Origin of the sequence: Bradyrhizobium sp. (genome assembly GCF_016462955.1) — a bacterium.
Lineage (GTDB): Bacteria > Pseudomonadota > Alphaproteobacteria > Rhizobiales > Xanthobacteraceae > Bradyrhizobium.
The window spans coordinates 1,045-23,501 of the sequence record NZ_JAEMSD010000045.1 but is presented as its reverse complement, the minus strand read 5'-3'; the positions used below and the strand labels follow the sequence as shown (position 1 = coordinate 23,501).

Sequence of the window (22,457 nt, the reverse complement as noted above, 5' to 3'; positions counted from 1 at the left end):
AACCGCTCTCTCCACCGTGAAAGGGTGGCGTCCTAACCGATAGACGAAGGGAGCAAACGCAGGGCCCCGCCGCTTATCGCGGCGCGGCCGCAGGCCGGCCGAACGGGGCGAGGCGCTTGCAGCGGGCGAACGTATAGTGGCGTTTGCGCTCCCGGGCAAGCCGTCCGGGAACGGAGTTTTGGCCCCGGTGGACAGCCCGGGGATCCGATCAATCATCTGCGATCTGAACGGTTTCTTAGGGTTCCCTGGGTAGCGCTGGACCGGGAGATTTTCGCCGATGCCACCCCCGAAGAAGCGCGCAGAGCGCAAGCTGCTGTCGCGGCACGCCTGGATCACGCTGGACGGCGGCTTTGCCGCGCGGCACTGCCTGGTCCAGGACATCTCGGATACGGGTGCCAGGATCACGATGGACGAGGACGCGAGCCAGCTTCCGGGCGTGATCCGGATGGCCTTTGCCCGCGACGCACGGACCGGGCGGAGCTGCCAGGTGATCTGGCGCCGCGGCAAGTCGGCGGGGGTCAAGTTCATCTGATCGCGCGCGCGGGCGATGGCGCGCGGAAGCGGTCCGGGCTACAAGGCGGCGATGCGCACGCCGCTCCTCATCCTGATCTCGCTCATGGCCATACCCGCCACCGCGGCCGAGAGCCTGCGCCTGCCGCCTGCCGAACGGCCGCAAGCGGGCAAGGAGACCAATAAGCAGACCAGCAAGGCGCTGCCGCTCGCGGGCGCCCCCGGCAAGGCTCGGGCAGGCTCCTGCGCCGCCTACGGGCCGCGCTTCGTCATGGTCGAGGGCACCGGCACCTGCGTCAGGGTCGGCGGCTCCATCAGCATCGACGCCGGCGTCAGGCGCTGAAGGCCCATGCCGCCGGATCTGATACGGCCCGACATCATCGTCCCCGTGCTGATGTATTGCGCGCTGTTGTGGTGGATCGGCCGCGGCTTCAGCTGGACCGCGCGGCTCGCCACCGCCGCGGTCACGCTGGTGCTGATCGCCATCGTGCTGCTGGTCGAGCGCGGCTGGCGCTAACGCATGATCCGGAAAAGTGCGATGCGGTTTTCCGAGAAGATCATGCGCAAACAATCAGGAGCTTAAACAAAACTGCGAAAACAACCCCATGCACAGTAGCCGTCAAGCGCTGCGGTGACTCCCAGGCGCATGCGCCCGAACGGGGATTCCTCGCGCGCGCACCGCAGCTTATCCGGCGCCAGCGGCTCACGACATCGGCGGTGCGACGAATTGCGCGAATCCGGGCCGCTCACCGAGCTCGGCGAGCCAGCGGGTGAGGTGCGGCTGCGCCGGCCGGGTGATGCCTTCGACGCCGAGCCAGCGCCGCGCATAGGATCCGATCGCGATGTCGGCCAGCGTGAACGCGTCGCCGTCGATGAAGCGGCGCGCGGCGAGCAGGCGGTCGGCGATGGCCCAGACCTCGGCGGCGGCATCGGCATCGCGCTGCACCTGGATCATGTCGCGCTCGGCGGGCGCGGTGCGCACGATGCCCCAGAACACCGGGCGGTCGACCGGCTGCACCGTCGACAGCGTCCAGTCGAGCCAGCGGTCGACCGAGGCGCGCTGCTTGGGCGGCTCCGGATAGATCGGCGTGCGGCCCCCGTGCGCGAGGCACAAATAGCGCATGATCGAATTGGATTCCCACAGCACGAAGTCGCCCTCGACCAGCGTCGGGATCCGCGCATTGGGGTTCATCGCGAGATAATCGGCCTCGCGGGTCTTGCCGTATTGCATGCCGGCGTCGATGCGCTCAAAGGCGAGGCCGAGCTCGGTGCAGCACCACAGCACTTTCTGCACGTTGACCGAATTGGCGCGGCCCCAGATCGTCGGCTTGGTCTCAGGCATGTCATCTCCCCGCGGCGTTGTCGCTTCTCGCGGGGTGATAGCGGAATTCCTGGGAATGCGCGATGCGAGATTGCATCCCGTCCGTCATGCAAAAAGCCCCGCACGCGGGCGGAGCTTTCCTTGCAAGTCAAACCTAGCGCTCAGCGGCCGAAGAACAGCCACAGCAGAATGATCACCGGGATCGGCACGCCAAGCATCCAGAGCAACATTCCTCTCGCCATCGCATCCTCCTCAAGCGGTTTCGTGAAAGGAGAACGCGGAGAGAGGGGCCTGGTTCCAAGGGCGAGGGCCTACCAATGGCCGGTGTTCGGCATCGAGGCCCACGGCTCCTGCGGCGGCTTCGGATCGCCCTTCTGCAGCAGCTCGATGGAGTGCAGGTCCGGCGAGCGGACGAACGCCATGTTGCCGTCGCGCGGCGGGCGGTTGATGGTGACGCCGGCCTTCATCAGCTTCTCGCAGGTGGCGTAGATGTCGTCGACCTCATAGGCGAGATGGCCGAAGAAGCGGTCCTCGCCATAGGTCTCCTCGTCCCAATTCCAGGTGAGCTCGACCAGCGGCGCGCCGCGCGTCGGCGGCTGCTTCTTCAGCGCCTCGAGATCGTCCGACGAGCACAGGAACACCAGCGTGAACCGCCCCTTGTCGTTCTCGATCCGGCGCACCTCCTTCAAGCCGAAAGCATCGACATAGAATTTCAGCGCGACATCGAGATTGCGCACGCGCAGCATGGTGTGGAGGTAACGCATTTTTCTTGTCTCCTTGAGGACGTTCCAGGTCTTTGCGCGTTTGGTGGCGCTATGGAGCACAAAGTAGCAGTAAAAACCCCAGCCGGGCACTACCACACCTGCGGATTACATGCGGGTCAGACTCACTTTGTTCTGATGGCCCGAGTGCAGAATCTGGGGCCGGTACCAGCCGTCGCCCGTGTCTGTGGCCGCACCCCTCTTGATCCCTCGGGTGCGGGTGGGCATAGCGCCGAAGGCGGGGCGTTTGGTAACTGTCAAGAGGGTCGCCGACGAAGAGCGGGGATAACCGCCACGTTCCCTTAGCTGTGGATAGGACGAATAACCCGGATAACTCAGACGAAGCTACGCGCGCACACGAGCCCGGTGATATTGGTTGGCCGTGAGTTCGCGCTGTCTCACCGGGACGTGACTGGCATCCGTATATGCCCGGCTTCGTACAAAACCCGAAAACAATAAAATGGCGCCAGGCGAGGTGAATCGCCTGACGCCTGGGGTGGATATCCCGAAGGACTCTCCGCCTGAACAACTGAGGTTCTCGCTCCACCCAGGCTCCCTGTCAATCCCGCGCGATGTCGTCTCGCGCCACCATGGAGCTTGCCTGTGAAGACCTTTTCGAAAGTCCGCCGCTTCATTTCCCGCAACTGGAAGTTTCTGGTGCAGGTCGGCGTCAACATTCTGACGATCGTGATGCACAAGTGAGGTTAACCTCCGGCGCGTCCCGGCTCTTTGGGTGTTGAAGGAGGACCGGGGACGGCTTTCGCGTGTTCGACGCCAGCGACTTTTTCCATCTGCGCCGTACCTTAGCGGGAGGACCTGGATCAACGAAGCTACCAGTATGCCAACGACTTCCTGTCACGGGAGGAGGCAAGGCGGATCGCTAAGGCGATCTCGCGGCTTCCTAAGTTGCTCAAGCGTCCCCAGTATTGATGTGCGAACAGAAGCTCGACCTGGCACGTGTGCGGTAGTCAAACGGACCGTCCTTGCCCGAGCTCTTGCTCCTGCAAGTGAAATGCTAGCGAACAGAACAAACGAAACATCGAAATTACGGTGACCGTGCATTCAATTGACGCCAGATGTTTTCAAGGCCCGCCAAGCGCGGGCCTAAGCCGGCGGGGGAGGGTATTTAGTGCACTGTCACCGTAAAGCCTGGTCGCTGCCTGGGCCCGAACCGCCTTGGCCCGACGCGTCAGGCTTCACCATTCCGTCCTTGGCCATGCCGTCCTTGCTCATGCCGGTGGTGTTCTTCATGGAGCCCTTTTCCATGGAGCCCTTCTCCAACTTGTTCATGCCGGGCTTCTCCATGTTGCCGCTTTGCGCGAAAGCGGAGCCGCACATGAGACCGAGCGCGGTAGTAGCAATAATCAACTTCTTCATTCTGAAACTCCTGTTTGGATTGTACGGAGCCAACGGAAACGCAAAAGCCGCCACGTTCCAAAATGGACGAACGTTCGAGAAAATTATTCATTGGCGACTATGAAACTTCGACCTAGCAATGCGTAGCGTGCGGCCCACGCGGCGCGGAGCGTTCCAACCGTTCGGCGTCCGCGTCAAATTCCGAAGGCGAGCGCCTTCAGGGTCTGATGCTGCTGATTGAGCAAGAGAGCCTCTCAGTTCTACGTGCCTGGTCTCAGTGAGAGCCACATGACCATCGGGATATGTCGGTTCGAAGTCACCCCCGAGAGGCCCTTGCGCCAAAGCGCCACCAAAAAGATCTAGCCCGGTCGCGGCGTGGGCGGGTCACGCCACTCCAACTCAGTGCCATCGGGTATCGTACCCGACTTATAAAAAACCTTGCCATGTTCCCGCACCACGAACGGATCGGCGCCTCTGTCGCCCAGTCTTCCCTCGACAATCTTCAGTGCTTCGGTAATTGCTGCCTGGTCGCTCGTGGCTTCTTCGAGCTTATGAGGCAGGACGCCGCCGTCCTCGAGAAAAATCGTCAGGGTGTATGCCATGGCCGAATGCCGAATCAAGGGTTGATAAGCGCGCGCGCCAAATCGCGAACATGCACAACGCGCGAGCGAACGACTGTTCCCTCCGAAGAGGTGGATCATCCACAACGAGGTAGACCGTCGGCTCGTTGCCCGGCACGACCGACGGGTCCCGCGAGACTAACGTATAACCAACTCTACGCAACAGAACTGGGACTCAATGGGGCCCGGAGAGATTCGTTCCGGCAAGTGCCCGGGACGACGCAGCCGTTCTTGAAACCTGCGCCGCATTCCTGGCTTATAGAAATAAGCAGCGGATTCATCTGGCTTGCGTAATGACGGATAGCGGTAAGCGCCAGATCTGGCTTGGGTCACAGGGGGCGATGAAGCCATAGGAACGGACGCCACAGGGGCCGGTTGAGCGCAATAGCTTTGGAGGTTCGCCGTGAGAATAGTCCCATTGATAACAGCAGCTGTGATCGTCCTTTCGACTGCCGGTGCCTCGGCTCAGTCAGGCGGCGCTCCGAGCGGGCGAGGATCGGTCACCGGTGATCCCGCGGCCAGCTCGATGGCGCCGAGCGCGGATCCGCGTAGCACCACTGGCATGTCTCCCGGCTCGAGCAGCGGTAGCGGAACGTCCACTTCAGGCGGGAAGGACGATAATGGAGACCAGGGGCGAGACAAGATGCCGGACAGCAACGTGAAGGTCAGGCCGCAAAGCCAACAGCCGGCCAAGCCGCATTAATTGCATGAGCCAACCACTCCCGCTCCTCGTCGAAAACTCGCTTCAAATCGCCTGGGACTTCCTTGAGCGGTCGGGAGAAATTGCCGACCCGCAGCAAACGGCTGAGATCCTCTTGGGAAGCATCAAAACCCAGATATTGAAGGGGGAGGGACGTACCCTGATGTTATCAAACAAGGCCATTGCAGCATTCGAGCGGCACCGGAAAGCTGCGTAGAATGGCGGCTCAGACGGGATAAGTTGACTCCGCTGCGCCGCGTGCAGCGAATGTAGTCTTAATCTCATGCCTGTGGGCAATTATTAATGTTGAACGGGAAGACGGTCAGCAACCCATTGAACAAGCTCTCGTTGCCATGAAGGTGTTCACGAAAGGACCTATTATGAATAAGGCAATCCTCATCGCCGCGTCGATTGTAGCAATTGGAGCGAGCGCAATCGCAGCTCCTGCAGAGGCGAGAGGCGGCCGCGGATTTGGTGGAGCTGGCATTGGTCTCGGACTCGCTGCCGGTGCACTGGCGGCAGGTGCTTACGGTGCATACGGGCCAGGCTACGGGTATGGTTACGGTTCCGGTTACTACCGTCCCCGCTATGTCTATGGCCCCGGTTACGCCTACGGTCCCGGCTATGGCTACGGACCGGGCTATTACCGACCGCGCCATTATCATTATTATTGATCTCAGAGAGCCCGGGTTAGTCCGGGCTTTTTTTGTGGCTAGTCGGGGCCGCCCTATACTGATCGACGTGCGCCTTCGCTTTTTGCCGTGTGAGTGTTTGTCGATGGCCCCGATATTTCTGGCCAGAGCGTGATGGTGGCCGTTGAACGGACAATCATGTGTCCCTCCCGGCAATCGGATGAACCATCGGGTCGGCGGTGGCGACCAGTCTCAGCTGGAGGCAAGAACGATTTTCATCAGTTTCTCCTGTGAACGGAACGAACGCCTGCAGCGGGCCCTTATAGCTAGTCACGGCAAGAACTGTGGCACTCATCGGTCTTGAGTTCTTCGATTGCGCTCCCGCCTTCCTCTCGTGGAGAACAGTATGCATGCCCAGCCTCCATCTCCCTAACTTCAAATTGATTGATTACCGCGAAATCAAGCTAAAGCACGATCTTGCACGCTATCGCGACTTGCTGCACGACTCTCCTGACGGCTGCTCATTCACCGCGACTGCTTGCTCATGATTGAATATCTCGAGCGACAGCTGCGCGACTTCCAGAAATCGACGCCTCAATTGGCTCGTCGCGCCCACAAGAGGCCTAGATTGCGGTAGGGATTCTGACTATCGAAGAAGCCGCGGGGCTTCAGCTACACTGAGGGATAGTGAGGTGGGACCGCCATGAGATACAAGATCGTTCGCTTTGTCGACGGCACTATGAAGGGCGAGGAAACGGACAATATCGTCGGGTGGTGCACAGCTGCCGGGGTCGCCATCATCGGTGCGTATGATAGGCCCGATACTCGGGCCTACATGCAGGGAGCACCGGTGCTTCGGGGGTTTGCAGGGCCTCACGGTTCGACGAATGAGAACTTCATCCGATATGAGGATGAGAAGAGCCACGAAATTTTGAGCCGCTGAAGAGGCTATGCCTATCAATCGTTAAGCTGGGCGTTATCTGCTAACCGTCGATGTGACTGCCTCAACAGGTTCAACCACCTATGGCCGAGCGAAGCTCCGAGTGCGGTTCCAAACCTCGCGTACCAAAACGCGAGGAGATTGCTGCGCGAGGATGTCGAATTTATTCGTCACGGACCGGTGCGCGACGCGGCCCTCCGCAGAGGACAGGCGGCGGTCTAAACCGACATCCATCCCCTACCAGTAGCATCGACCGCTGACACTAACCGGCGAAGCTTATGTCCACGAAAATCGGCCCCACTGCGAACGCGCGTTCGACGAGGGGCCGTTCCGGGTGGATGGCACGAAACTAGTATCGGACCACAGACCGCCAGATCAATCATTTCGGAGAAATGCAGTTCCTATTTGCGCGCTCGATTGAGTTGCTACTTCAGCTGGATCAGTCTCGAAACATAGTGAGCCGAAAGGCCGCGAAAGTCCTAATCAAATAAAGTGGGTCAGGAGCTGAATTGCAGACTGTCACCGTGGAACGCCCAACAGATCTTCGTGCAAAAGTGGGCCGTCATATTCTTGAGAGCGCTTGAGAACCCAACGAACGTCGATGCGATGTGTACGAACGATATTGCTCTCGTGGCGAGCTTTGCCGGCAACTCTTATTCGTTAGGAACATAGCGCTGTCCGGCTCGGTTGCGTCTGCACGACATGCCGAGAATGCGCATGCCGGCCCCAAAATGGAGGTTCGATCATGCGTGCACTTTGTTGGCACGGCAAAGGCGACGTTCGGGTAGACACGGTTCCCGATCCCCAGATTCAGCACCCGCGTGATGCCATCATTAAGATTACCGCGTGCGCCATTTGCGGCTCTGACTTGCATCTCTTTGACGGGTATCAGCCCACCATGGAGGCCGGCGATATCCTCGGTCATGAAAACATGGGCGAGGTGATCGAGTTGGGATCGGAAGTAACGAACCTGAAAATTGGCGATCGCGTCGTTGTTCCCTTTACGATTAGCTGCGGCAATTGCTGGTTCTGTCAGCAAGGACTGTTCTCCTGCTGTGACAGCACCAATCCGAACGCGGAGGTGGCGGCCAAGGCGATGGGACAATCACCGGCCGGGCTTTTCGGCTTCAGCCACATGCTTGGCGGCTATTCAGGTGGACAGGCGGAGTACCTACGGGTGCCAATGGCTGATGTCGGTCCGATCAAGGTCCCGGAAACAATCACGGATGAGCAGGCACTGTTCCTGTCCGACATCTTTCCGACCGGCTACATGGCCGCTGTCAATGCGCAGATCCAACCGGGCGACACGGTCGCGATCTGGGGATGCGGCCCCGTTGGCCAATTCGCGATCCGCTCCGCTCTCATGCTAGGGGCTGGGCGCGTCATTGCCATCGACGAAGTGCCGGAACGTCTGGCAATGGCGGAAGTAGGCGGTGCCGAGATCATCGATTTCTCGAACGCGGAGGTTCATGAGGAATTGATGCGGCGAACCAACATGCGCGGCCCCGACAGTTGCATCGATGCGGTCGGCTGCGAAGCATCGGGCCACGGCTCGGCCGACGCGGTGCTCGATAAAGTCAAGGCCGCAACCTTCCTGGCAACGGATCGGGTTCACGTTCTTCGCCAAGCCATCATGGCCTGCCGTAAGGCGGGCACCGTCTCGATCCCGGGCGTCTATGTCGGGATGGGCGACAAGATCCCGCTTGGCGCCGCCATGAACAAGGGACTAACCATCAAGACTGGCCAGACCCATGTCCAGGCGTACACCAAGCCGCTGCTCGCCAAGATCGTCGCGGGGGAAATCGATCCCAGCTTCGTGGTGACACACCCGGCCAGCCTCGAAGACGCGCCTGAGATGTACCAGAAGTTTCGGGACAAAGAAGCGGGCGTGATCAAGGTCGTGATGCGACCGTCTCGTTAAACCGCGAAAGAACCGGCAACCACTCGTGCCGACGGCATAAGACTGTGCCGGCGGCAGCACAGAGTGGAACTCTGCCATCAAGAAACGGGTCGCTGATGCCGACCTAGAGCAAAGATTCCGCGACCTAGACGAGCATGCTGATGCCACGGTACTTCTTCAATGTTCACAATGGGGATCCAAGCATCGATGATATGGGCGAAGAATTACCGGACGACGAGATGGCATGGCGCACAGCAACGGTCTTTACTGCGGATATGCTAAAAGACATCGAGGGCAAGTTCCGCCCCGGTCAGGAGTGGTCGTTAGAGGTGACCGACGAAGAGCTCAAGCCGCTCTACTTCATCAGCATCGGCTCGAGGAAAATGTCCTAGCAACCGACCTGCCACTCTCAGGCTGCACTCAACGACCGAACTGCGCAAACGTAGCGCGATCGGAAGCAATGCCATTACGGTGACAGTGCATTCAATTGACGCCAGATGTTTTCAAGCCCGCTAAGCGCGGCCCAAGACATCGGCGCGGGAGATGTTAAGTGCACTGTCACCGTAACGTAACAAGCCGCAATGTTTAGGCCGCGCCACATGAGGGAGGGTATTTAGTGCGCTGTCACCGTAAAAAGTTAGGCCCGAGCCACATAGGCACGGACGTGTTTCGAACGGCATTGCTGCCTCCGCTAAGATGGTTGGAGATGTTTGGTGTAGTGGAGACAGTGTGCGAGCGTAAATCGTATACCGCACCTGGTGGGCCGCAAATGAAAGTGCGGTTGCTCACAGATGGCCCGACTGGCTTGTGGCACTGTTGTCCAACTCTCAAAGAGGGGACGGCAATGAGCCATGACTGGACGATCCGGTGGAAAGGCCTGATATTTGCGGGCTACGGCGTTATGTTTGCGCTCGTCTTGAACAAATTTGTTTTCGACGGACCAGGTTGGAGCAAGTTCCCGGCGATGCTGCTCTTGGGATTAGTCTTCGGCGTGATCGGCCATCGCATTGGACGGAAACAAATGCGCGATAAAGTTTGACGTATACGACTTCTCTCCGCAAGCTTCACGGTAAGGCGGTGAGCATGCACCCTTGCCGCCCGTCGTTTTTCTGCCGCTCGGAGACAGCCGTTTTCTCAGCCGTCTCGAACGTCAGACCGGGCGCGTGCTCAAGCCCGCCAAGCGCGGGCCTGAGCCATCGGCGGGGAGGATGTTTAGTGCACTGTCACCGTAATTTCGTAAGCAGTAAGCAGCGCGGACTGAAGTTGTCGCGAAATTGTCGGTAGACGAGTGTTTAGCGTCATTTTCTGCCTGGATGGTCAGTCGATTTGATGTGTCACCGCTGAGAGGAAATGGACCAGCACCTGGTTGAAGGCCTCGGGCGCCTCCAGCTGCGGCCAATGACCCACATTCTTCATCTCGAGAAATCCTTGCAGACCAGGAAGCGACTTGCGCATCTCTTCTTCGCTCGGCTTGCGGACGGCGTTCAGGCCATCGCAAGCGCCGGTGAGGAAGAAGCTGGGTTGCTCGATGACGCGGCCGGCGAATGCGCGATTGGCGATCGCGAAGAAAGCATCGGTCGCCCGGTAGTAGTTGAGCGGGGCATGGAAACCGCTCCGACTGAACACACGCACCATCTCCGAGACGTAGGCGGGGTCGATCGTCGTCGGCGCACCAGGCGCCGGACGCAGCATGTGGCGCGCCGGATCGAATGGATCCCATCGCGTGTCAGCAGGTGCCTCCCCCGACAGCCAGTAGAGGCTTGCGGGGATGGTCCGCGCGGCGTCGGCCCAGAGCGCAGCGGCTTCCGGGCGCATCTGAGCGAACATATAAAATCCGTCAGCACCCGCCTGACGAAGCCGGTCAAGAAAGCTCATGCCGCCGGGTTGCAGATACGGAACGCTCACGCCGAACACGGCGGCGATCCGGTCGGGCCGCATCATAGCCGCGTTCCAGGTGACGCTCGCACCGAAATCGTGGCCGACGAGTATCGCGCGATCGACCTTGAAGTGGTCGAGTACGGCGATCACGTCACCGACGGTGTGAAAGGCGGTATAGAGGTGACTCTCGGCGGGCGCGTCACTCTCACCATACCCGCGCATGTCGAGTGCGATGGCGTGAAAGCCGGCTGCTGCCGCCGCATGCATCGCACCTCGCCATCCGAACCAAGTGCTCGGATAGCCGTGACAGAATAATACCGCGGGACCGCTGCCTTGGTCGACCACATGGAGGCGGATGCCGTCGGCGTCGATCAATTGGTGATTCAGTGTGGCCATGTCGATTTCACCCTCTAGCAGCTTCCCTTGCGTGCTGCGAAATACAGTCGTATTAGAGTGTCTTGGTCGAGTCAATACGATCGTATTATAGAGGTAGCAGATATGACGTCCTCGATGATCACGTCGCAGCGCGACCACCTGATCGAGACGGGCGCGCGGATTTTTCACGAGCGCGGCTATGCGGCCACCGGAGTTCGGCAGGTCGCAGAGGCTGCCGGGGTGCCGCAGGGTTCGTTCACCAATCACTTTCGATCGAAGGAAGGCTTCGGGCGTGCGGTGCTGGAGCACTATGCGGCCCGCTTGGACCAGGTCATGCAGCAAACGCTAGGGGACGCTTCTCGCCCGCCAGCCGAACGGCTCGCCGCCTATTTCGACGAGATCGAGAAGCGGGTGCGAACGCAGGACTGGGGCATCGGATGTTTGATCCCCGACCTCGCTGCCGAGACCTCCAGCTATGGCGACGAGTTGCGCGACTTGCTCGCGCGCGTCATGGAACGGCAGACTGCCGCCTTTGCCGCTGTTCTGCGTGAGATGGTTGACCCGATGCGTGCGGACAATCTCGCCGGCGTGCTGCTGGCAGCCTGGCACGGCACCTTGCTGCGGATGAAAGTGGAGCGGACGGGAGAGCCAATCGCGCGATTCCGCAAGGTGCTCGACCTCTTGGTCAGGTAGCGTCGCACATTGCGCAAGATGCGCAAGGAAAAGAGACGCACCCAATTACGGTGACGGTGCACTCAATTGACGCCGCAATTACGGTGACAGTGCACTCAATTGACGCCGGCAGCTTTCCCGGCCATGATGCAACATGGCTCGTCTCGCTCGTGTCGTCGTCCCCGGTCATCCCCATCATGTCACCCAGCGCGGCAACGGGCGGGCGCGCACATTCTTCGAGGACGGGGACTATGCGCTGTATCGCGACCTGCTCGCGACCAACTGCAAGGACGCCGGGGTCGAGGTGTGGGCCTGGTGCCTGATGCCGAACCACGTGCACCTGATCCTGGTGCCGTCCGATCCCGACGGGTTGCGCCGTGCGCTCTCGCGCGTGCATCGCAGCTACGCCGGGATCATCCATGCGCGACGTCAGCGCACCGGTCATTTCTGGCAGGGAAGGTTCGGCGCTGTCGCCCTGGACGAAGAACATCTCGCGGCGGCGCTGCGCTACGTGTCGCTCAATCCGGTGCGGGCGCGCCTGGTGCCGCGGGCACGGGACTGGCGCTGGTCGAGCACGCGCGCGCATTTGCGCGGCAAGGACGACGGCGTGACCGCGCTGGCGCCGATCCGCGATCGTTTTCCGGCCTTCGCCGATCTGCTCGCGTGCGAACCGGAAAACGATCTGTTCGACGCCCTGCGTTCAGCCGAGAGCATCGGCCGGCCGCTCGGAGACAGCCGTTTTCTCGCGCGTCTCGAACGTCAGACAGGGCGAGTCCTGAAGCCCGCCAAGCGCGGGCCGAAGCCGTCGGCTGAGGAGGAGGGTATTTAGTGCACTTCACCGTAATGTCGCCTAGCCCCTAAGATCGGGGGATGCAGGCTCGTCGTCGAGTGGTTTGCGGCACGGGGGCTGCCCTCGCGCTGTCTCTAGAAAACCGGGCCCTGCCGCCTTAGAATTCTGTGACGCCTCAGTTGTGCCGCCGCCTTCGAATATTTTCCAGAAGACATAGGCAGCGACTAGTGATGCGAGCATGGATAGCGCCAGGATCGAGCTTTGGATGAGTAGAGAATTCGGAAGTCTGGTTCCGAGGTTTACGATCCTCCCACCAATGGCCGAATGCACAAGGTAAAGCGAATAAGAGGTGGTCCCTAGGAAAGCGAATAACCTCCATGAAGCCCTTATAGGCATCGCGAGCGCCGCTGTGGTCGCCGCTGTCGCAATCGCGTAGCCGATCGGCATGGTCAACCCAGCGATGATGACGAAACCGGCCGCCTGCGAGTAAGCATCCAACGCCGACAATCTGCCGCTGAAGAGCAGGTACCAGCAAATGCCGGCGCAAAAGGATGGGAGATACCAAAACAGCAGCGTGCGATCGGAGGATACGAAGCACAAGCAGCCCAGTAAGAATAGCATTGCGAACAGAATCCCGCGCTTTCGGCTGAGCAGCGCTGGCCCAAGAAGTATCATCGCGATGTAGAACTGGATCTCGATCGCGAGGGACCAATAGATCGGAACCAGCCAGTCGGCCCCAACCCAAGGGACCGTGTAAGTGAGGTGGCCGATTATTGTGGGATTATCAAGGACGGGTACGGCAGCTTTCGATCCCGGCAACATTGCCGAGGCTAAGAGGACTACGACCGTCAAGACAATCGAGGCTATGTAAGCGGGGTATATTCGCCAGAATCTCTTTCCGGCAAAAGTCAGCACATCATTCGGAAAACGATACCCCATCCGGTCTAAAGAGTAGGGGATGACAAAGCCGGAGATCACAAAGAATACAGGCACTCCAAGGTATCCGTATCGCCCGCTCCATGCCAGCAAGCTATCGGGGTTGATGAAGAGGGGCTGTCCGTTGGTGAAGTGAAACCAGGTAACAGCTACGGCAGCCAGCCCCCGCAATACATGGGCACTTTCGCAACGTGGCATAAAAAAAGTTCCGTAAAATAATCAAAAGGCTACCGCACGTTGCGTGTCTCGCCTAGCCCCAAAAGGGGGCAGATGCTGCTCAAAAGGTGTATCTCGACCGCTTTCGACGCTGGCGCCGCCGTCGCAGTCGGGAAATAGCATCGCGCAATCCGTAGCCGATCGCTGCGCCGACAATAAAGCCGAAGAGGAAGTTGAGCATCCAGCTTCACTACCCCACGTTGCCGCACGCCGTCCGAATCTTCTCTCTTAGGGTGAAGAGAACGTTATTCATGACAACTTCCGTTCCATCGGTGCCGCCGCCTCGCCGGGCCAAGGTAGCTACCATCAAGGCCGCCGAAGGGGGAGTACCGGCTTGATAACTAGGAAGCGCTTTAGCGCTTTGGTTCGTCCATCCTGCGCCGAGCCGTCGCGCGCCGCCTTGCGAAATGCGTTTCAGCCTGTTCCTCGGAGACATCGGGCCGGGTATCGTTCAACGCCTCCAGAACCTTCGCGCGGAACCAAGCGTCATGAGCCTTGCTGTTGGTGAGAAGCTCGAGCATTCAAATGAATGACAAGCGCAAGGGGCTGGTGAGCCCGGCGCCGGCCCGACTAAACGTGCGGTGCCATCGTCGTGGCGGCTCGCGTTTGGCCGATCGAACACCGCGATGACCGGCCTGATGAACCCGGCCCGCGGCGGCGCCGACCCAACGCCATGGCCGCATCCGTTGCAGAACTTCTGTTCGATCTCGTCAGAGCCTTCGTGGTAGCTGAATTGCGCTCGGCCGAGAGCATCAGCCGGCCGCTCCGAGACAATCGTTTTCTCAGCCATCTCGAACCTTAAACCGGACGCGTCTCCAAGCCCGCCAAGCGCGCGCCCAAGCCATCGGCGGGGGGAACGCACTTTCACCGAATTTGAACGCCTTGGAACGTCAGACTGGAGTTGTCTTCAAGATCGCCGAGCGCGGGCCGAAATTGTCGGTGAAGGAGGGTGTTATTTTGTGCATTAATTCCGGGCAGCTTTTCACGTCCGGGAATCGGGATGGCTCGCCTCGCTCGCTTGATCAGCCGGGTGGACGGTCAAACCCCTCGAAGCCGACGAAGAGCAATCCGAACATGATTGCCACGATCAAAAGAGAGCCGAGAACAACGAGCAGCGCAGCCTTCCAGCCGGCCAAACCCTGTTTCTGAAGCCTGATGGCGAAAAGGATCAGAACGATAAATAGGATCGGACCAATGAGAACGAGCATGGCCAATCCTAAATCTGCAGGTGCCGAGAAGTCCACACCTCAGGGGAGGCGTTGTCTCGCAACCGTCATATCCCTGGCAGATCTCGCTCGAAGTTTTCACAATCTCGGGAAAAATATAACCGATGGGAGAGGATTGTCGGTAAGCATGCATCCCCATCTCGTTTCAGGTGAACTCGTAGGATGGGTAAAGCGACTTGCGAAACCTATCATGTTTCGTCGTGCAGCAGACCCTCGATGTGTTTCGCTTCGCTCTACCCATCCTACGAGCTAACGGAATGGGGACAACGCAGAGGCCGCTCCACACCGTCAGCTCGCTTTCGCCGTCCCCACATCAACAATCCAGCGGCTGCGAAGACCAGACCGGGGAGACCTGCGCCGACGATGGGGGCAGGGACCGGAAAGCCTGTATAGCTATAGTCTGTCCAAGTCGCTGGTGAGGTGGAGATCGCGTAGGAGCCGTCAGGCTGAAGGATATAGTCCCTGACAGGGGCGCCGAATGGGTTGGCTGCCTGCGAGACACTTTCGAGAAACGCCGTTCCGTAAACCGCGGCATTGCCCACAATGGCCCAATCTGTGATCACGCCGTGGTCAAACGTGACGTAGCTTTTGGGGTCTATGAAATTGGGGCCTTGTGAGGATGATACGAAGTAGTCCGCGGTGCCCACATTGAAAAGCGATATCCACTGGAGGTTATCCGCCAATGTGTAGGTGCCGGTGACGTCAGCCGCCGAAAGTACAGAGGGACCAAACTCCAACGATACTTGAGCGTAGAGGCGGGGACCTATCCGTTGCGGGTCGAGGTTGGTCGTGAAATCGTTGCCCTGGTAAAACGCGGTTATCGTTGCGCTGAAGGATTGTCCGGTCGTTGCGAGCAGCACCAAGGACGTCAAGACGCCCAGAAGCTTTGGCTTCACTATGTATTCCCCTCGAAAATCCGCTGACGTCGAAAGAGATAAGCTACGGCCGCGGCGGGTTTAGGTCAACCTAGCGTTGAGATAATTTCCGCGGCGCGCAGCTTGTGCAATGCAGATGGCGCTCGTATAGCATTGGCTCGCCAAAATCGCGCTCTCGTGCTGAAGTCGACTGGAATGGTCATCCGCTCGGCACTTGAACCCCACCAGCGGCGGCGCCGACCAAACGCCATGGCCGCATTCGTTGCAGAACTCCTGTTCGATCTCGTCAGATTCCTCGTGGGGAGCTGGCTGAGAGAGGGTGCGTTCGCGATCGGTGCGTGGGTCGATACCAGGATTGAGAGCCGCACGGCGCGCCTGGTCGTCGGCCTGCTGCTCGGGGCCGCCGCTTTCTTCCTCATTCCCGCGATCGCCGGCGTGCTGGGTCTTTGATGCCTTCGTCAAGGACCAACCTCGTCATCGCATTGGCCGTGGGGGCGCTCGTCTCGGCGCTGCTCCTCGTGCTGGAGCCGCTGACCGACTTCGCGTTTCTTTGGCTGGAGTGGCCGGGCATCAGCGCCGCGTATTTCTTTTGGGGAGCGGTCGGAGGATCTACCGTCCTCGGCATCGCCATTTGCTGGTTCGTGAACGCACTGACCTATGGTCTGGGCGCTTTCGTCGTTCTCAGCGTCTTCAAGGTGGTGCGGGACGCATGACGCGCCGGCTCCGATGTGGTCGCGCGACGGCGGATCAGACGCGCGTCACGCCGCCTTCTCCTCACCCTTGGCGATGATCTCGACTTCAAAATAGCCCATGTCGCGGAGCTCGGCGGCTTTCTTCTCAGCCGCTTCCCTGGTGTTCCGCTTCAGGATGATCTGGCCCGCTCCGTCGCGGGCGCAAACGAAATAAGGCATTTTCGATTCCCAATTTCGTTTGCATACACACGGCGGCGGGTTCCTGCAATTCCGGGGGTCACGGCGCCAGCCCGGCCTTTTGCCGCATCTCGTCGATCAGCTCGGAGGCCTCGGCCTTGGTCAGGTCCTCTCCGGGCAGGTCCTCGTGCGCCTGCTCGGCGAGGGTCTCGAGGTAGGATTGCTGGGCTGCCGTCATCGGGTCGTCTCCGGAAATCCAGTCTTTCGGGTCTTTCTGGGTGTTGTCGGCCATTGCAGATCTCCTATTCGCCCTTTCGTCCAACGTCGGACTCGACTCTTCGTTCCGTTTTTGTTCTCATTGGCCCATATTCAAGATCGCGAGGCCAGACATGCCGGACCTGGACTTTCTCAGGCGGGAAATCGAACGAATGCGCATCCAGATGGGCAGGCAGAGGCGGGAGATCCTCCAGCTGCAGCGGGCGGGGATCGGTACGGCCTCGGCGCAGGCGCTGCTGTCGCGGATGGAGGCGAAGGTCGAAAGTCTCTGCGCCGAACGCGACGCGCTGAAGGCGGCGCAGCCTCGCCCGGCGAAACGCAAGGTGCTGGGCGGGAGGACATGGTGAGCAGGCGGTGGTTCGACGACGAGAGAGACCTCTCGCCCTTCCTCGCCGCGCTCGAGGACGTACGCCGCAGGGCGACGCGGGAAGGGTGGTGCTATGCCCACGTCCAGGCCATCATCGTGGCGATCGACCAATACGCGGAAGCCGCGACCGGCAACCGCGAGTATTTCCTGAACAAGCCGGTTTCGATCGGGGACAACAGGAAGGCGGCCGACATTCCGTGACCGTCGATGCCGCTCCATTGCGGAGCACGGGCGTGCGGCATGCGCGCGTTGCTCGTTGGGAAGCGCGACGTTCCCATTCAAGGACGAAAGGCTCGCGGCAGATTGCGGCTGACGCTTCGGAGGAACGGACCGGCGAGGCCCGGGTTGGCCAGAGACAATTGGAGACGTCTCTATCATGGCCAAAGATCTTCCCCGGTCCGAAGAAAGAGAAGGCACGCGCAAGCTGATGATGTCGGGAGCAGCGATTGCCGCGATCCTCTTCGTGGGCTTGGGGCTCTGGTTTGCTGCGCCCCAGCTGTTCGGGGTGACCAACCATGTCGGACGCCCCTCGACCGGTGCCGACAAGGGCGCGCCCGCGACCACCGTCGGCACCGGAGTTCCAACGCAGCGCGATGCCGTCAGCACGGCCGCAAAACAGGATCCGGCCGGCAACGAGGATGCGAGCGGCCGTCGCGCCCGGCAGATCAAGGAGAGCAGCCGGCCCGCGAACCTGTCCGAGCAGCAGCGCGAACAGCTCCGCTCGATCTTCTCGACGTCGCAGGGCCCTGCGATGGATCGGCCGAATTTCGAGATGATGATCGGCACCTCGGTGCCGCGACAGACCGAGACCGCCGATCTGCCGCCGGAGGCGACGCAGATCCTCGACGGGTTCTGGGGCGATCAATATCTGATCGCGGGGAATTCCCTCGTGATCGTCGATCAGCATTCCCGACGGGTCGCAGGGATCATCGCCGACGTGCGATGATCACGCCCTGCGGTGCAGGCTCGAGTGTTCCGACGCAGGAACCTCTCTCGCTTGAGAGCTTGTTAACCGGCCATGCTCAGGATGCCGCTCCGAACTGGAGAGGATACCGATGTCAGAGCTGGAACAAGCGATCCGCGAGCGTGCCTACCAGATCTGGATGGAGAGCGGCGGGCAGGACGGCCACGCCGAGCGGCATTGGCTCGAAGCCCAGCGCGAGATTCTTTCCGCCTCGCTTGGCGCCGTTGCGCGCGTCTCCAAGGTGAGTGCCGAGAAGCCGAAGGCGAAGTCCGCAAGCTCGCGCAAGAAGCGGCGCGCCGCGTAAGCTTGCGGCCCGCTCGTCATGGAGGGAGCGCGCACTCGAGATAGCCGCGTTCCACGGCGCTCGTCGTCGCCGCCGATCAGCCAGGCGAGGCGGAGGAGGGGGCCGATCGGACGCGGCCCGGCGACGTCGTCTTCTTTCGCGGCGAAGACGTCCGACGGCTCTTGCCGGACTTCGCCCGCGCGTCGGGCTTGATCCCGTTCTGCTCGTCGAACTGCTTCAGCCAGGCCTGGATGTGCCGGGGGTCGTCGGGACAAAGCCGCTCGAGCAAACGAAGGTTCTGCGCTCTGAATTCCACAAGGGTTTTCGGCATCATGCCTCCTCAAAACCCTGCCCGGCGCAAAAGTGCGTCGCGGTGGTGAAGAGGTCAACGGCAAAGAGCGCTTGAAATCCCGGGCGGGCTGATGCAGCGCGCCGAAGCGAAAACCCCGCCTGGGGGAAGCGGGGTTCTCTGTCGGGGTGAAGCTTAGGGACGCTTCAACTGTAAGACGCGCGAGCCGAAAGAAAGTTCAAAACGAAACGCAATGCCGCTTCGCGGCCCTCTGCCGAAATGCCGACGAGAGTAGCGAGACGTCTCGGCGCGGCAGCGTCGCTAAACGCGTGCAGCAGTTCAGGCGCAGCGATTACAAATCCGTAAGTCGGTTGAAAAGCCGTGGCCAAAAACTATCTCTCGGTCAGGCGGCAGCGTAACAAGCCGCCCTTCAACTGACACCCAGCCGCCGCGCTCAGAAAAGGCGAAGCTGGGTTCTTTGAAATTCTCCCGCTTGACCCCAAGCTTGGCCCTGCCTCACCGGCCTCAGAGGCAAACATCCATGGCTACCCGCACCTACAACCACGAGCGCTGGTCTGATGACGACGACCGGCTGCTGCGATCCATGTCTGAAACCGGAAAGAGCCTCACGCTGATGATCGTGAAGCTCAAGCGCCCGATTGCGTCGATCAGGTCGCGCGCGATCGAGCTCGGCATCAATCTGCCCGGCACGCGCATCGGCCTACGACGGAAGCACCAGTCGACCCTAGGCCGCTAAAACGAGCGGCCGCGCCGCTCTGTTCCGAAGCGGCGCGGCCGTCACAACGTCCGTTGTCGAAAACAGCCTACTTCATATTGCTGCGCGTCTTGGTTCCGCCCTGGTCGCTGCCTGGGCCGGAGCCGCCCTGACCGGATGCGTCGGGGCTCACCATGCCGCCCTTGCTCATGCCGTCATTGCTCATGCCGGTCGTGCCCTTATTCATCGAGCCCTTGTTCGGATCGTTCATGCCGGGCTTCTGCATGTTGTTGGACTGCCCGGCAGTGCCGGTCTGGTTCTGCGCGAAGGCAGAGCCGCACATGAGGCCGAGAGCGGTGGTGGCGATCATGATCTTCTTCATTGCAAACTCCTGGTTGGTTGCGCAGGCCCAACCGGCGTGCCGAAATCATGTTCCAAAGAAATCAAAGTTCAGATGTCGAGAAATCGCCCGAGGATGAGCCGCCGCCTGCGCTTCATGCGCAGGCGCGCGGAGCCGCGGCGAACGGCCTCGCAACGGACGGCGGCGAACTCGCCAGCCGTCAGGCCGCGATCCGATGCTCGGCAGGGGCCGTCAGGAACTTGAGCGCTTCGGCATGCGCGAGATCGGGAACCGCGATGGCCGTGTGGCTGTGCATCGCATGCGTCCGTGCGGCCGCGATTCCCTCCAGGATCTCCTTGCCCTTGATGACGTGGAGGCCCATGCCATCGCCGGCGGGGAAGATCGCGAGCACCACGTCGTAAGCCGCGATCACGGCCCTCAGCGCTGCGGCCTTGTCTTCGGCGACGTCGACGAAAATACGAACATCAGCCGCGAGTTCGCGCAGCTCGTGAAAATCCAGCACTGTCGGGATACTCCAACGCAACCAACCTGAACCGAGCTTGGTCGCGTTGGGTTACTGAAGTGTCAACAACGCGCGCCGGACCACAGGTTTCGCGGCGAAGTGTCTTCACGCTTCAGCGCTTGGCCTCCTTGCGAAGCCTGGCCTCCGCGGCTTCGTCCACGAGGGTCAGGGCAAGGCCGTCATAGCTCAGCTTGAACCCGCGGCCGACGATCCAGGTCCATCCCTCCCGCTCCTTGACGGCTTGCGCGTTGAACTGTTCGGAGATCGACTTGACGGCGGCGTCCGGCGCCGCCGGATTGCTCAGCGTCGCATGGACGCGCCAGATCGGATGACGGTCGTCGGCCTCCTCGCTCTCGACCGTGACCTTGGCGCCGTTGATGTCGCATTCGAGGGTATGCGATCCCTGGCTCTTGCGGCAGACATAGCGACGTTGGCCGACGAGCTTGTTGGTCTCGTCGAATGTCATCCCGGGCGAGAAGCCGAGGATGTCGGATTTCTTCACGTGGGCGAGGGACGCAGGCTTCAGGAAGCTCGGCTGGATCGCGACGATGGCTGCGACAGCGACGACGATCAAACCTGCGACGACGATTGCGACCTTCATGAGCACCCCGCGAAAAACCTTCGCGCCATTATAGCAGCGCCGCGTTCTGCGAGGCACGCAAAAGCGAAAACCCCGCCTGGGGGAAGCGGGGCTCTCTGGTGGGGTGAAGCTTGGGGACTTCATAGATAAGACGCGCCAGCTGCAAAATGGTTCAAGGAAAACTGGGCTGTTCGGTGGCATCGTTCACAGGAAGACGGCCAATCCCCGGGACGGCATGCTTGCGTTTTCGGCCTCGATGGGTTCTAAGCCCGGTCACTTCATCGCTTTCCGGCATGAAGCAGCAGCGCGCACCCGCGGGCCCGGCCCGTCCCAGCAGCAGATTGCTCCGCGCCCATCCATTCAAAGGAATTCAGAACATGGCGAAGATGACGAAGACCCAATTGATCGATGCAATTGCCGAGGGCACGCAGCTTTCGAAGAACGATGTGAAGTCGGTGATCGAGTACATGGCAACCGTCGGCTACAAGGAGCTCAACGAGTCCGGCGAGTTCGTCATTCCCGGCTTCGTCAAGATGTCGGTCGTGAACAAGCCGGCGACCGAAGCCCGCATGGGCGTCAATCCCTTCACCAAGGAGCCGATGCAGTTTGCGGCCAAGCCCGCCAGCAAATCGGTCAAGGCCTCGCCGTTGAAGGTTGCCAAGGACGCGGTGTAGCCGGCGAGAAAAAACCCCGTGCTCGCGCACGGGGCTCTCTCGGCTGGCGGCGTTGGGATTTCAGCGCCTGGCCGCCTGCCATGCAGCTAACTTAAGGTTGAAAACTGAAAAAGCAACAGCGCCGCCGTGACGGAGTATGTTCGTCAGGCGGCGCTGCCGTTATGACTGGGCGCTGAAATCCCCAGCTTCCATTGGTCGGCGCAGCGCCCGATAGGTTCAAGGGGCCGAGCCGAAAATTAGGAGTGGGGCTGGACTTTTTGTTCTTTGTTTGTTCTAGTCAATCATCTTCTCTGGAGGTGATTCATGACCGTCGAGAAACAGCGCGAAGTCATCCGGCTCTGGAACGAGCTCAGGAAGCTCGAGGGCCCGGCCGCGGAAGAGCTCCGCATCCAGATCCTCGAATGCTTCTCCAAGGAGCAGAAGCAGAAGCGGGCGGCCTGACCCCCATCGGCGGTACGCCGCAGAGCTTTCACCGATCGTTAGGAGTCCTTCCGCGCCCAGATTCGCGACTCCGATTCGTTCTGTGCGAACGAAACGGAGTCGGAGCTGGAACAAAGCGGGCCGGAAGGCCGCAGGGCGCGCCACCTCACGTTGACACGATCGCAAGGCGAGGCGGAAGCGAAGGCGCAATGGGCGGCACAAGGCTAACGATCGCTTGTGCGAAAGCCGATAACCCTATTCGGTTCGGTTAAAAGCCCAATCGCGTTGCGCTTGCTGCGGGTTGGGGTAGGTGTCCGGCAAAGACCAAGCAAGAAACGACAACGACTTTGCCACGAGCAATTTCGCCAACAGGCAATTTGCCATGATGCCTCTTTCAAAGCCGTCCTTTTACCAAGGCGACCGGCACACCTACCGGCGTGTCGCACTCG

The 22,457-nt window shown here is 60.6% G+C and carries 33 protein-coding genes and 2 pseudogenes; 20 read left to right on the top strand and 15 right to left on the bottom strand.

Annotation, left to right across the window (positions count from 1 at the left end):
• Positions 1-277 precede the first annotated feature (277 nt).
• From JHD07_RS07820 to JHD07_RS07810, 3 genes are read left to right on the top strand one after another with little or no spacing between them, the layout of a single operon-like run.
• On the top strand, positions 278-532 hold the full coding sequence (locus tag JHD07_RS07820) for a PilZ domain-containing protein (RefSeq protein ID WP_291620689.1): 255 nt from the start codon (positions 278-280) through the stop codon (positions 530-532).
• A 51-nt stretch (positions 533-583) separates the two neighbouring features.
• Positions 584-853, top strand: a complete 270-nt coding sequence (locus tag JHD07_RS07815) for a hypothetical protein (RefSeq protein ID WP_291620691.1) — start codon at positions 584-586, stop codon at positions 851-853.
• A 6-nt stretch (positions 854-859) separates the two neighbouring features.
• Positions 860-1,027, top strand: coding sequence for a hypothetical protein (locus JHD07_RS07810; RefSeq protein WP_291620687.1), 168 nt, complete (start codon positions 860-862; stop codon positions 1,025-1,027).
• Between the two features lie 186 nt (positions 1,028-1,213).
• On the opposite strand, the gene JHD07_RS07805 is transcribed toward JHD07_RS07810, so the two are convergent.
• The 4 genes from JHD07_RS07805 to JHD07_RS07790 all read right to left on the bottom strand — a co-directional run bounded on the left by JHD07_RS07805 (position 1,214) and on the right by JHD07_RS07790 (position 4,550).
• Positions 1,214-1,852 carry a glutathione S-transferase gene (locus JHD07_RS07805; RefSeq protein ID WP_291620686.1) on the bottom strand — a complete coding sequence of 213 codons (639 nt, stop codon included), beginning with the start codon at positions 1,850-1,852 and terminating at the stop codon, positions 1,214-1,216.
• Positions 1,853-2,142: 290 nt separating this feature from the next.
• On the bottom strand, positions 2,143-2,595 hold the full coding sequence (locus JHD07_RS07800) for a VOC family protein (RefSeq protein ID WP_291620684.1): 453 nt from the start codon (positions 2,593-2,595) through the stop codon (positions 2,143-2,145).
• Between the two features lie 1,134 nt (positions 2,596-3,729).
• Positions 3,730-3,969, bottom strand: a complete 240-nt coding sequence (locus JHD07_RS07795) for a hypothetical protein (protein ID WP_291620682.1) — start codon at positions 3,967-3,969, stop codon at positions 3,730-3,732.
• Between the two features lie 338 nt (positions 3,970-4,307).
• A complete protein-coding gene (locus JHD07_RS07790; protein WP_291620681.1) occupies positions 4,308-4,550 on the bottom strand; it encodes a hypothetical protein in 243 nt (80 codons plus the stop codon).
• A gap of 725 nt (positions 4,551-5,275) precedes the next feature.
• Here JHD07_RS07790 and JHD07_RS07785 point away from each other — a divergent pair.
• The 5 genes from JHD07_RS07785 (at position 5,276) to JHD07_RS07765 (ending at position 9,779) form a co-directional block, all read left to right on the top strand.
• Positions 5,276-5,485 (top strand): hypothetical protein, encoded by a 210-nt coding sequence (locus JHD07_RS07785; protein WP_291620679.1) that lies wholly within the window; start codon positions 5,276-5,278, stop codon positions 5,483-5,485.
• Between the two features lie 1,118 nt (positions 5,486-6,603).
• On the top strand, positions 6,604-6,843 hold the full coding sequence (locus JHD07_RS07780; RefSeq protein ID WP_291620677.1) for a hypothetical protein: 240 nt from the start codon (positions 6,604-6,606) through the stop codon (positions 6,841-6,843).
• Positions 6,844-7,585: 742 nt separating this feature from the next.
• Positions 7,586-8,761, top strand: coding sequence for a zinc-dependent alcohol dehydrogenase (locus JHD07_RS07775; RefSeq protein WP_291620675.1), 1,176 nt, complete (start codon positions 7,586-7,588; stop codon positions 8,759-8,761).
• A gap of 140 nt (positions 8,762-8,901) precedes the next feature.
• A complete protein-coding gene (locus JHD07_RS07770) occupies positions 8,902-9,132 on the top strand; it encodes a hypothetical protein (protein WP_291620673.1) in 231 nt (76 codons plus the stop codon).
• Positions 9,133-9,584: 452 nt separating this feature from the next.
• A complete protein-coding gene (locus JHD07_RS07765) occupies positions 9,585-9,779 on the top strand; it encodes a hypothetical protein (RefSeq protein WP_291620671.1) in 195 nt (64 codons plus the stop codon).
• A 278-nt stretch (positions 9,780-10,057) separates the two neighbouring features.
• Here the strand turns inward: JHD07_RS07765 and JHD07_RS07760 are convergent, their stop codons facing one another.
• Positions 10,058-11,014 (bottom strand): alpha/beta hydrolase, encoded by a 957-nt coding sequence (locus tag JHD07_RS07760; RefSeq protein ID WP_366864074.1) that lies wholly within the window; start codon positions 11,012-11,014, stop codon positions 10,058-10,060.
• A 102-nt stretch (positions 11,015-11,116) separates the two neighbouring features.
• On the opposite strand from JHD07_RS07760, the pseudogene JHD07_RS39730 reads away from it, so the two are divergent.
• From JHD07_RS39730 to JHD07_RS07750, 3 genes and pseudogenes are all read left to right on the top strand, one after another.
• Positions 11,117-11,221 (top strand): annotated as a pseudogene (locus JHD07_RS39730) (hypothetical protein); the annotation flags it as partial.
• A 105-nt stretch (positions 11,222-11,326) separates the two neighbouring features.
• Positions 11,327-11,686: a TetR family transcriptional regulator C-terminal domain-containing protein gene (locus JHD07_RS07755; protein WP_291620666.1), complete on the top strand. Its 360-nt coding sequence runs from the start codon at positions 11,327-11,329 to the stop codon at positions 11,684-11,686.
• 133 nt (positions 11,687-11,819) lie between these two features.
• Positions 11,820-12,494 (top strand): transposase, encoded by a 675-nt coding sequence (locus tag JHD07_RS07750; protein ID WP_291620664.1) that lies wholly within the window; start codon positions 11,820-11,822, stop codon positions 12,492-12,494.
• A gap of 21 nt (positions 12,495-12,515) precedes the next feature.
• Here the strand turns inward: JHD07_RS07750 and JHD07_RS07745 are convergent, their stop codons facing one another.
• The 4 genes and pseudogenes from JHD07_RS07745 to JHD07_RS07730 all read right to left on the bottom strand — a co-directional run bounded on the left by JHD07_RS07745 (position 12,516) and on the right by JHD07_RS07730 (position 15,729).
• The gene (locus JHD07_RS07745; RefSeq protein WP_291620661.1) at positions 12,516-13,589 is read right to left on the bottom strand and encodes an acyltransferase; all 1,074 of its coding nucleotides are present in this window, start codon (positions 13,587-13,589) and stop codon (positions 12,516-12,518) included.
• Positions 13,590-13,960: 371 nt separating this feature from the next.
• Positions 13,961-14,125, bottom strand: a pseudogene (locus JHD07_RS07740) (type II toxin-antitoxin system RelB/DinJ family antitoxin); the annotation flags it as partial.
• A gap of 504 nt (positions 14,126-14,629) precedes the next feature.
• Complete coding sequence (locus JHD07_RS07735) at positions 14,630-14,815, bottom strand: hypothetical protein (protein ID WP_291620659.1); 186 nt, start codon at positions 14,813-14,815, stop codon at positions 14,630-14,632.
• Positions 14,816-15,075: 260 nt separating this feature from the next.
• Entirely contained in the window at positions 15,076-15,729 is a 654-nt protein-coding gene (locus JHD07_RS07730; RefSeq protein ID WP_291620657.1) for a hypothetical protein, read from the bottom strand.
• A 228-nt stretch (positions 15,730-15,957) separates the two neighbouring features.
• Between JHD07_RS07730 and JHD07_RS07725 the strand changes: the two genes are divergently transcribed.
• Entirely contained in the window at positions 15,958-16,158 is a 201-nt protein-coding gene (locus tag JHD07_RS07725; RefSeq protein ID WP_291620655.1) for a hypothetical protein, read from the top strand.
• Entirely contained in the window at positions 16,158-16,421 is a 264-nt protein-coding gene (locus JHD07_RS07720; protein WP_291620653.1) for a hypothetical protein, read from the top strand. Before JHD07_RS07725 ends, JHD07_RS07720 begins: the two co-directional genes overlap by 1 nt.
• Positions 16,422-16,466: 45 nt before the next feature.
• On the opposite strand, the gene JHD07_RS07715 is transcribed toward JHD07_RS07720, so the two are convergent.
• Both JHD07_RS07715 and JHD07_RS07710 read right to left on the bottom strand, forming a co-directional pair.
• Positions 16,467-16,619, bottom strand: coding sequence for a hypothetical protein (locus JHD07_RS07715; protein ID WP_291620651.1), 153 nt, complete (start codon positions 16,617-16,619; stop codon positions 16,467-16,469).
• Positions 16,620-16,677: 58 nt separating this feature from the next.
• Positions 16,678-16,869: a DUF3072 domain-containing protein gene (locus JHD07_RS07710; protein WP_291620649.1), complete on the bottom strand. Its 192-nt coding sequence runs from the start codon at positions 16,867-16,869 to the stop codon at positions 16,678-16,680.
• Positions 16,870-16,966: 97 nt separating this feature from the next.
• Here JHD07_RS07710 and JHD07_RS07705 point away from each other — a divergent pair, with 97 nt between their 5' ends.
• From JHD07_RS07705 to JHD07_RS07690, 4 genes are all read left to right on the top strand, one after another.
• Positions 16,967-17,200, top strand: coding sequence for a hypothetical protein (locus JHD07_RS07705; protein ID WP_291620647.1), 234 nt, complete (start codon positions 16,967-16,969; stop codon positions 17,198-17,200).
• Entirely contained in the window at positions 17,197-17,421 is a 225-nt protein-coding gene (locus tag JHD07_RS07700) for a hypothetical protein (RefSeq protein ID WP_291620645.1), read from the top strand. Before JHD07_RS07705 ends, JHD07_RS07700 begins: the two co-directional genes overlap by 4 nt.
• Before the next feature lie 175 nt (positions 17,422-17,596).
• A complete protein-coding gene (locus JHD07_RS07695; protein WP_291620643.1) occupies positions 17,597-18,166 on the top strand; it encodes a hypothetical protein in 570 nt (189 codons plus the stop codon).
• A gap of 109 nt (positions 18,167-18,275) precedes the next feature.
• On the top strand, positions 18,276-18,488 hold the full coding sequence (locus tag JHD07_RS07690) for a DUF2934 domain-containing protein (RefSeq protein WP_291620641.1): 213 nt from the start codon (positions 18,276-18,278) through the stop codon (positions 18,486-18,488).
• A gap of 76 nt (positions 18,489-18,564) precedes the next feature.
• On the opposite strand, the gene JHD07_RS07685 is transcribed toward JHD07_RS07690, so the two are convergent.
• Entirely contained in the window at positions 18,565-18,798 is a 234-nt protein-coding gene (locus JHD07_RS07685; RefSeq protein WP_291620639.1) for a hypothetical protein, read from the bottom strand.
• Between the two features lie 499 nt (positions 18,799-19,297).
• Here JHD07_RS07685 and JHD07_RS07680 point away from each other — a divergent pair, with 499 nt between their 5' ends.
• Positions 19,298-19,513, top strand: coding sequence for a hypothetical protein (locus JHD07_RS07680; protein ID WP_291620637.1), 216 nt, complete (start codon positions 19,298-19,300; stop codon positions 19,511-19,513).
• Positions 19,514-19,580: 67 nt separating this feature from the next.
• On the opposite strand, the gene JHD07_RS07675 is transcribed toward JHD07_RS07680, so the two are convergent.
• The 3 genes from JHD07_RS07675 to JHD07_RS07665 all read right to left on the bottom strand — a co-directional run bounded on the left by JHD07_RS07675 (position 19,581) and on the right by JHD07_RS07665 (position 20,935).
• Positions 19,581-19,853, bottom strand: a complete 273-nt coding sequence (locus JHD07_RS07675) for a hypothetical protein (protein ID WP_291620636.1) — start codon at positions 19,851-19,853, stop codon at positions 19,581-19,583.
• Between the two features lie 178 nt (positions 19,854-20,031).
• On the bottom strand, positions 20,032-20,334 hold the full coding sequence (locus JHD07_RS07670; RefSeq protein ID WP_291620634.1) for a hypothetical protein: 303 nt from the start codon (positions 20,332-20,334) through the stop codon (positions 20,032-20,034).
• A gap of 112 nt (positions 20,335-20,446) precedes the next feature.
• Positions 20,447-20,935, bottom strand: coding sequence for a hypothetical protein (locus JHD07_RS07665; RefSeq protein ID WP_291620632.1), 489 nt, complete (start codon positions 20,933-20,935; stop codon positions 20,447-20,449).
• 356 nt (positions 20,936-21,291) lie between these two features.
• Between JHD07_RS07665 and JHD07_RS07660 the strand changes: the two genes are divergently transcribed.
• Positions 21,292-21,588 (top strand): HU family DNA-binding protein, encoded by a 297-nt coding sequence (locus JHD07_RS07660; RefSeq protein ID WP_018323108.1) that lies wholly within the window; start codon positions 21,292-21,294, stop codon positions 21,586-21,588.
• A 303-nt stretch (positions 21,589-21,891) separates the two neighbouring features.
• Positions 21,892-22,029 (top strand): hypothetical protein, encoded by a 138-nt coding sequence (locus JHD07_RS07655; RefSeq protein ID WP_291620611.1) that lies wholly within the window; start codon positions 21,892-21,894, stop codon positions 22,027-22,029.
• Positions 22,030-22,457 lie beyond the last annotated feature (428 nt).

What these genes read in the sequence shown, in the direction of transcription:
- JHD07_RS07735 (WP_291620659.1), bottom strand. Translation starts at nt 14,815, where the DNA reads ATGCTCGTTCTCATTGGTCCGATCCTATTTATCGTTCTGATCCTTTTC.
- JHD07_RS07820 (WP_291620689.1), top strand. Translation starts at nt 278, where the DNA reads ATGCCACCCCCGAAGAAGCGCGCAGAGCGCAAGCTGCTGTCGCGGCAC.
- JHD07_RS07775 (WP_291620675.1), top strand. Translation starts at nt 7,586, where the DNA reads ATGCGTGCACTTTGTTGGCACGGCAAAGGCGACGTTCGGGTAGACACG.
- JHD07_RS07715 (WP_291620651.1), bottom strand. Translation starts at nt 16,619, where the DNA reads ATGCCTTATTTCGTTTGCGCCCGCGACGGAGCGGGCCAGATCATCCTG.
- JHD07_RS07800 (WP_291620684.1), bottom strand. Translation starts at nt 2,595, where the DNA reads ATGCGTTACCTCCACACCATGCTGCGCGTGCGCAATCTCGATGTCGCG.
- JHD07_RS07680 (WP_291620637.1), top strand. Translation starts at nt 19,298, where the DNA reads ATGGCTACCCGCACCTACAACCACGAGCGCTGGTCTGATGACGACGAC.
- JHD07_RS07765 (WP_291620671.1), top strand. Translation starts at nt 9,585, where the DNA reads ATGAGCCATGACTGGACGATCCGGTGGAAAGGCCTGATATTTGCGGGC.
- JHD07_RS07785 (WP_291620679.1), top strand. Translation starts at nt 5,276, where the DNA reads ATGAGCCAACCACTCCCGCTCCTCGTCGAAAACTCGCTTCAAATCGCC.
- JHD07_RS07710 (WP_291620649.1), bottom strand. Translation starts at nt 16,869, where the DNA reads ATGGCCGACAACACCCAGAAAGACCCGAAAGACTGGATTTCCGGAGAC.
- JHD07_RS07660 (WP_018323108.1), top strand. Translation starts at nt 21,292, where the DNA reads ATGGCGAAGATGACGAAGACCCAATTGATCGATGCAATTGCCGAGGGC.
- JHD07_RS07770 (WP_291620673.1), top strand. Translation starts at nt 8,902, where the DNA reads ATGCCACGGTACTTCTTCAATGTTCACAATGGGGATCCAAGCATCGAT.
- JHD07_RS07810 (WP_291620687.1), top strand. Translation starts at nt 860, where the DNA reads ATGCCGCCGGATCTGATACGGCCCGACATCATCGTCCCCGTGCTGATG.
- JHD07_RS07805 (WP_291620686.1), bottom strand. Translation starts at nt 1,852, where the DNA reads ATGCCTGAGACCAAGCCGACGATCTGGGGCCGCGCCAATTCGGTCAAC.
- JHD07_RS07815 (WP_291620691.1), top strand. Translation starts at nt 584, where the DNA reads ATGCGCACGCCGCTCCTCATCCTGATCTCGCTCATGGCCATACCCGCC.
- JHD07_RS07750 (WP_291620664.1), top strand. Translation starts at nt 11,820, where the DNA reads ATGGCTCGTCTCGCTCGTGTCGTCGTCCCCGGTCATCCCCATCATGTC.
- JHD07_RS07685 (WP_291620639.1), bottom strand. Translation starts at nt 18,798, where the DNA reads ATGCCGAAAACCCTTGTGGAATTCAGAGCGCAGAACCTTCGTTTGCTC.
- JHD07_RS07780 (WP_291620677.1), top strand. Translation starts at nt 6,604, where the DNA reads ATGAGATACAAGATCGTTCGCTTTGTCGACGGCACTATGAAGGGCGAG.
- JHD07_RS07690 (WP_291620641.1), top strand. Translation starts at nt 18,276, where the DNA reads ATGTCAGAGCTGGAACAAGCGATCCGCGAGCGTGCCTACCAGATCTGG.
- JHD07_RS07720 (WP_291620653.1), top strand. Translation starts at nt 16,158, where the DNA reads ATGCCTTCGTCAAGGACCAACCTCGTCATCGCATTGGCCGTGGGGGCG.
- JHD07_RS07655 (WP_291620611.1), top strand. Translation starts at nt 21,892, where the DNA reads ATGACCGTCGAGAAACAGCGCGAAGTCATCCGGCTCTGGAACGAGCTC.
- JHD07_RS07675 (WP_291620636.1), bottom strand. Translation starts at nt 19,853, where the DNA reads ATGAAGAAGATCATGATCGCCACCACCGCTCTCGGCCTCATGTGCGGC.
- JHD07_RS07725 (WP_291620655.1), top strand. Translation starts at nt 15,958, where the DNA reads ATGGCCGCATTCGTTGCAGAACTCCTGTTCGATCTCGTCAGATTCCTC.
- JHD07_RS07745 (WP_291620661.1), bottom strand. Translation starts at nt 13,589, where the DNA reads ATGCCACGTTGCGAAAGTGCCCATGTATTGCGGGGGCTGGCTGCCGTA.
- JHD07_RS07760 (WP_366864074.1), bottom strand. Translation starts at nt 11,014, where the DNA reads ATGGCCACACTGAATCACCAATTGATCGACGCCGACGGCATCCGCCTC.
- JHD07_RS07665 (WP_291620632.1), bottom strand. Translation starts at nt 20,935, where the DNA reads ATGAAGGTCGCAATCGTCGTCGCAGGTTTGATCGTCGTCGCTGTCGCA.
- JHD07_RS07755 (WP_291620666.1), top strand. Translation starts at nt 11,327, where the DNA reads ATGCAGCAAACGCTAGGGGACGCTTCTCGCCCGCCAGCCGAACGGCTC.
- JHD07_RS07795 (WP_291620682.1), bottom strand. Translation starts at nt 3,969, where the DNA reads ATGAAGAAGTTGATTATTGCTACTACCGCGCTCGGTCTCATGTGCGGC.
- JHD07_RS07705 (WP_291620647.1), top strand. Translation starts at nt 16,967, where the DNA reads ATGCCGGACCTGGACTTTCTCAGGCGGGAAATCGAACGAATGCGCATC.
- JHD07_RS07790 (WP_291620681.1), bottom strand. Translation starts at nt 4,550, where the DNA reads ATGGCATACACCCTGACGATTTTTCTCGAGGACGGCGGCGTCCTGCCT.
- JHD07_RS07695 (WP_291620643.1), top strand. Translation starts at nt 17,597, where the DNA reads ATGGCCAAAGATCTTCCCCGGTCCGAAGAAAGAGAAGGCACGCGCAAG.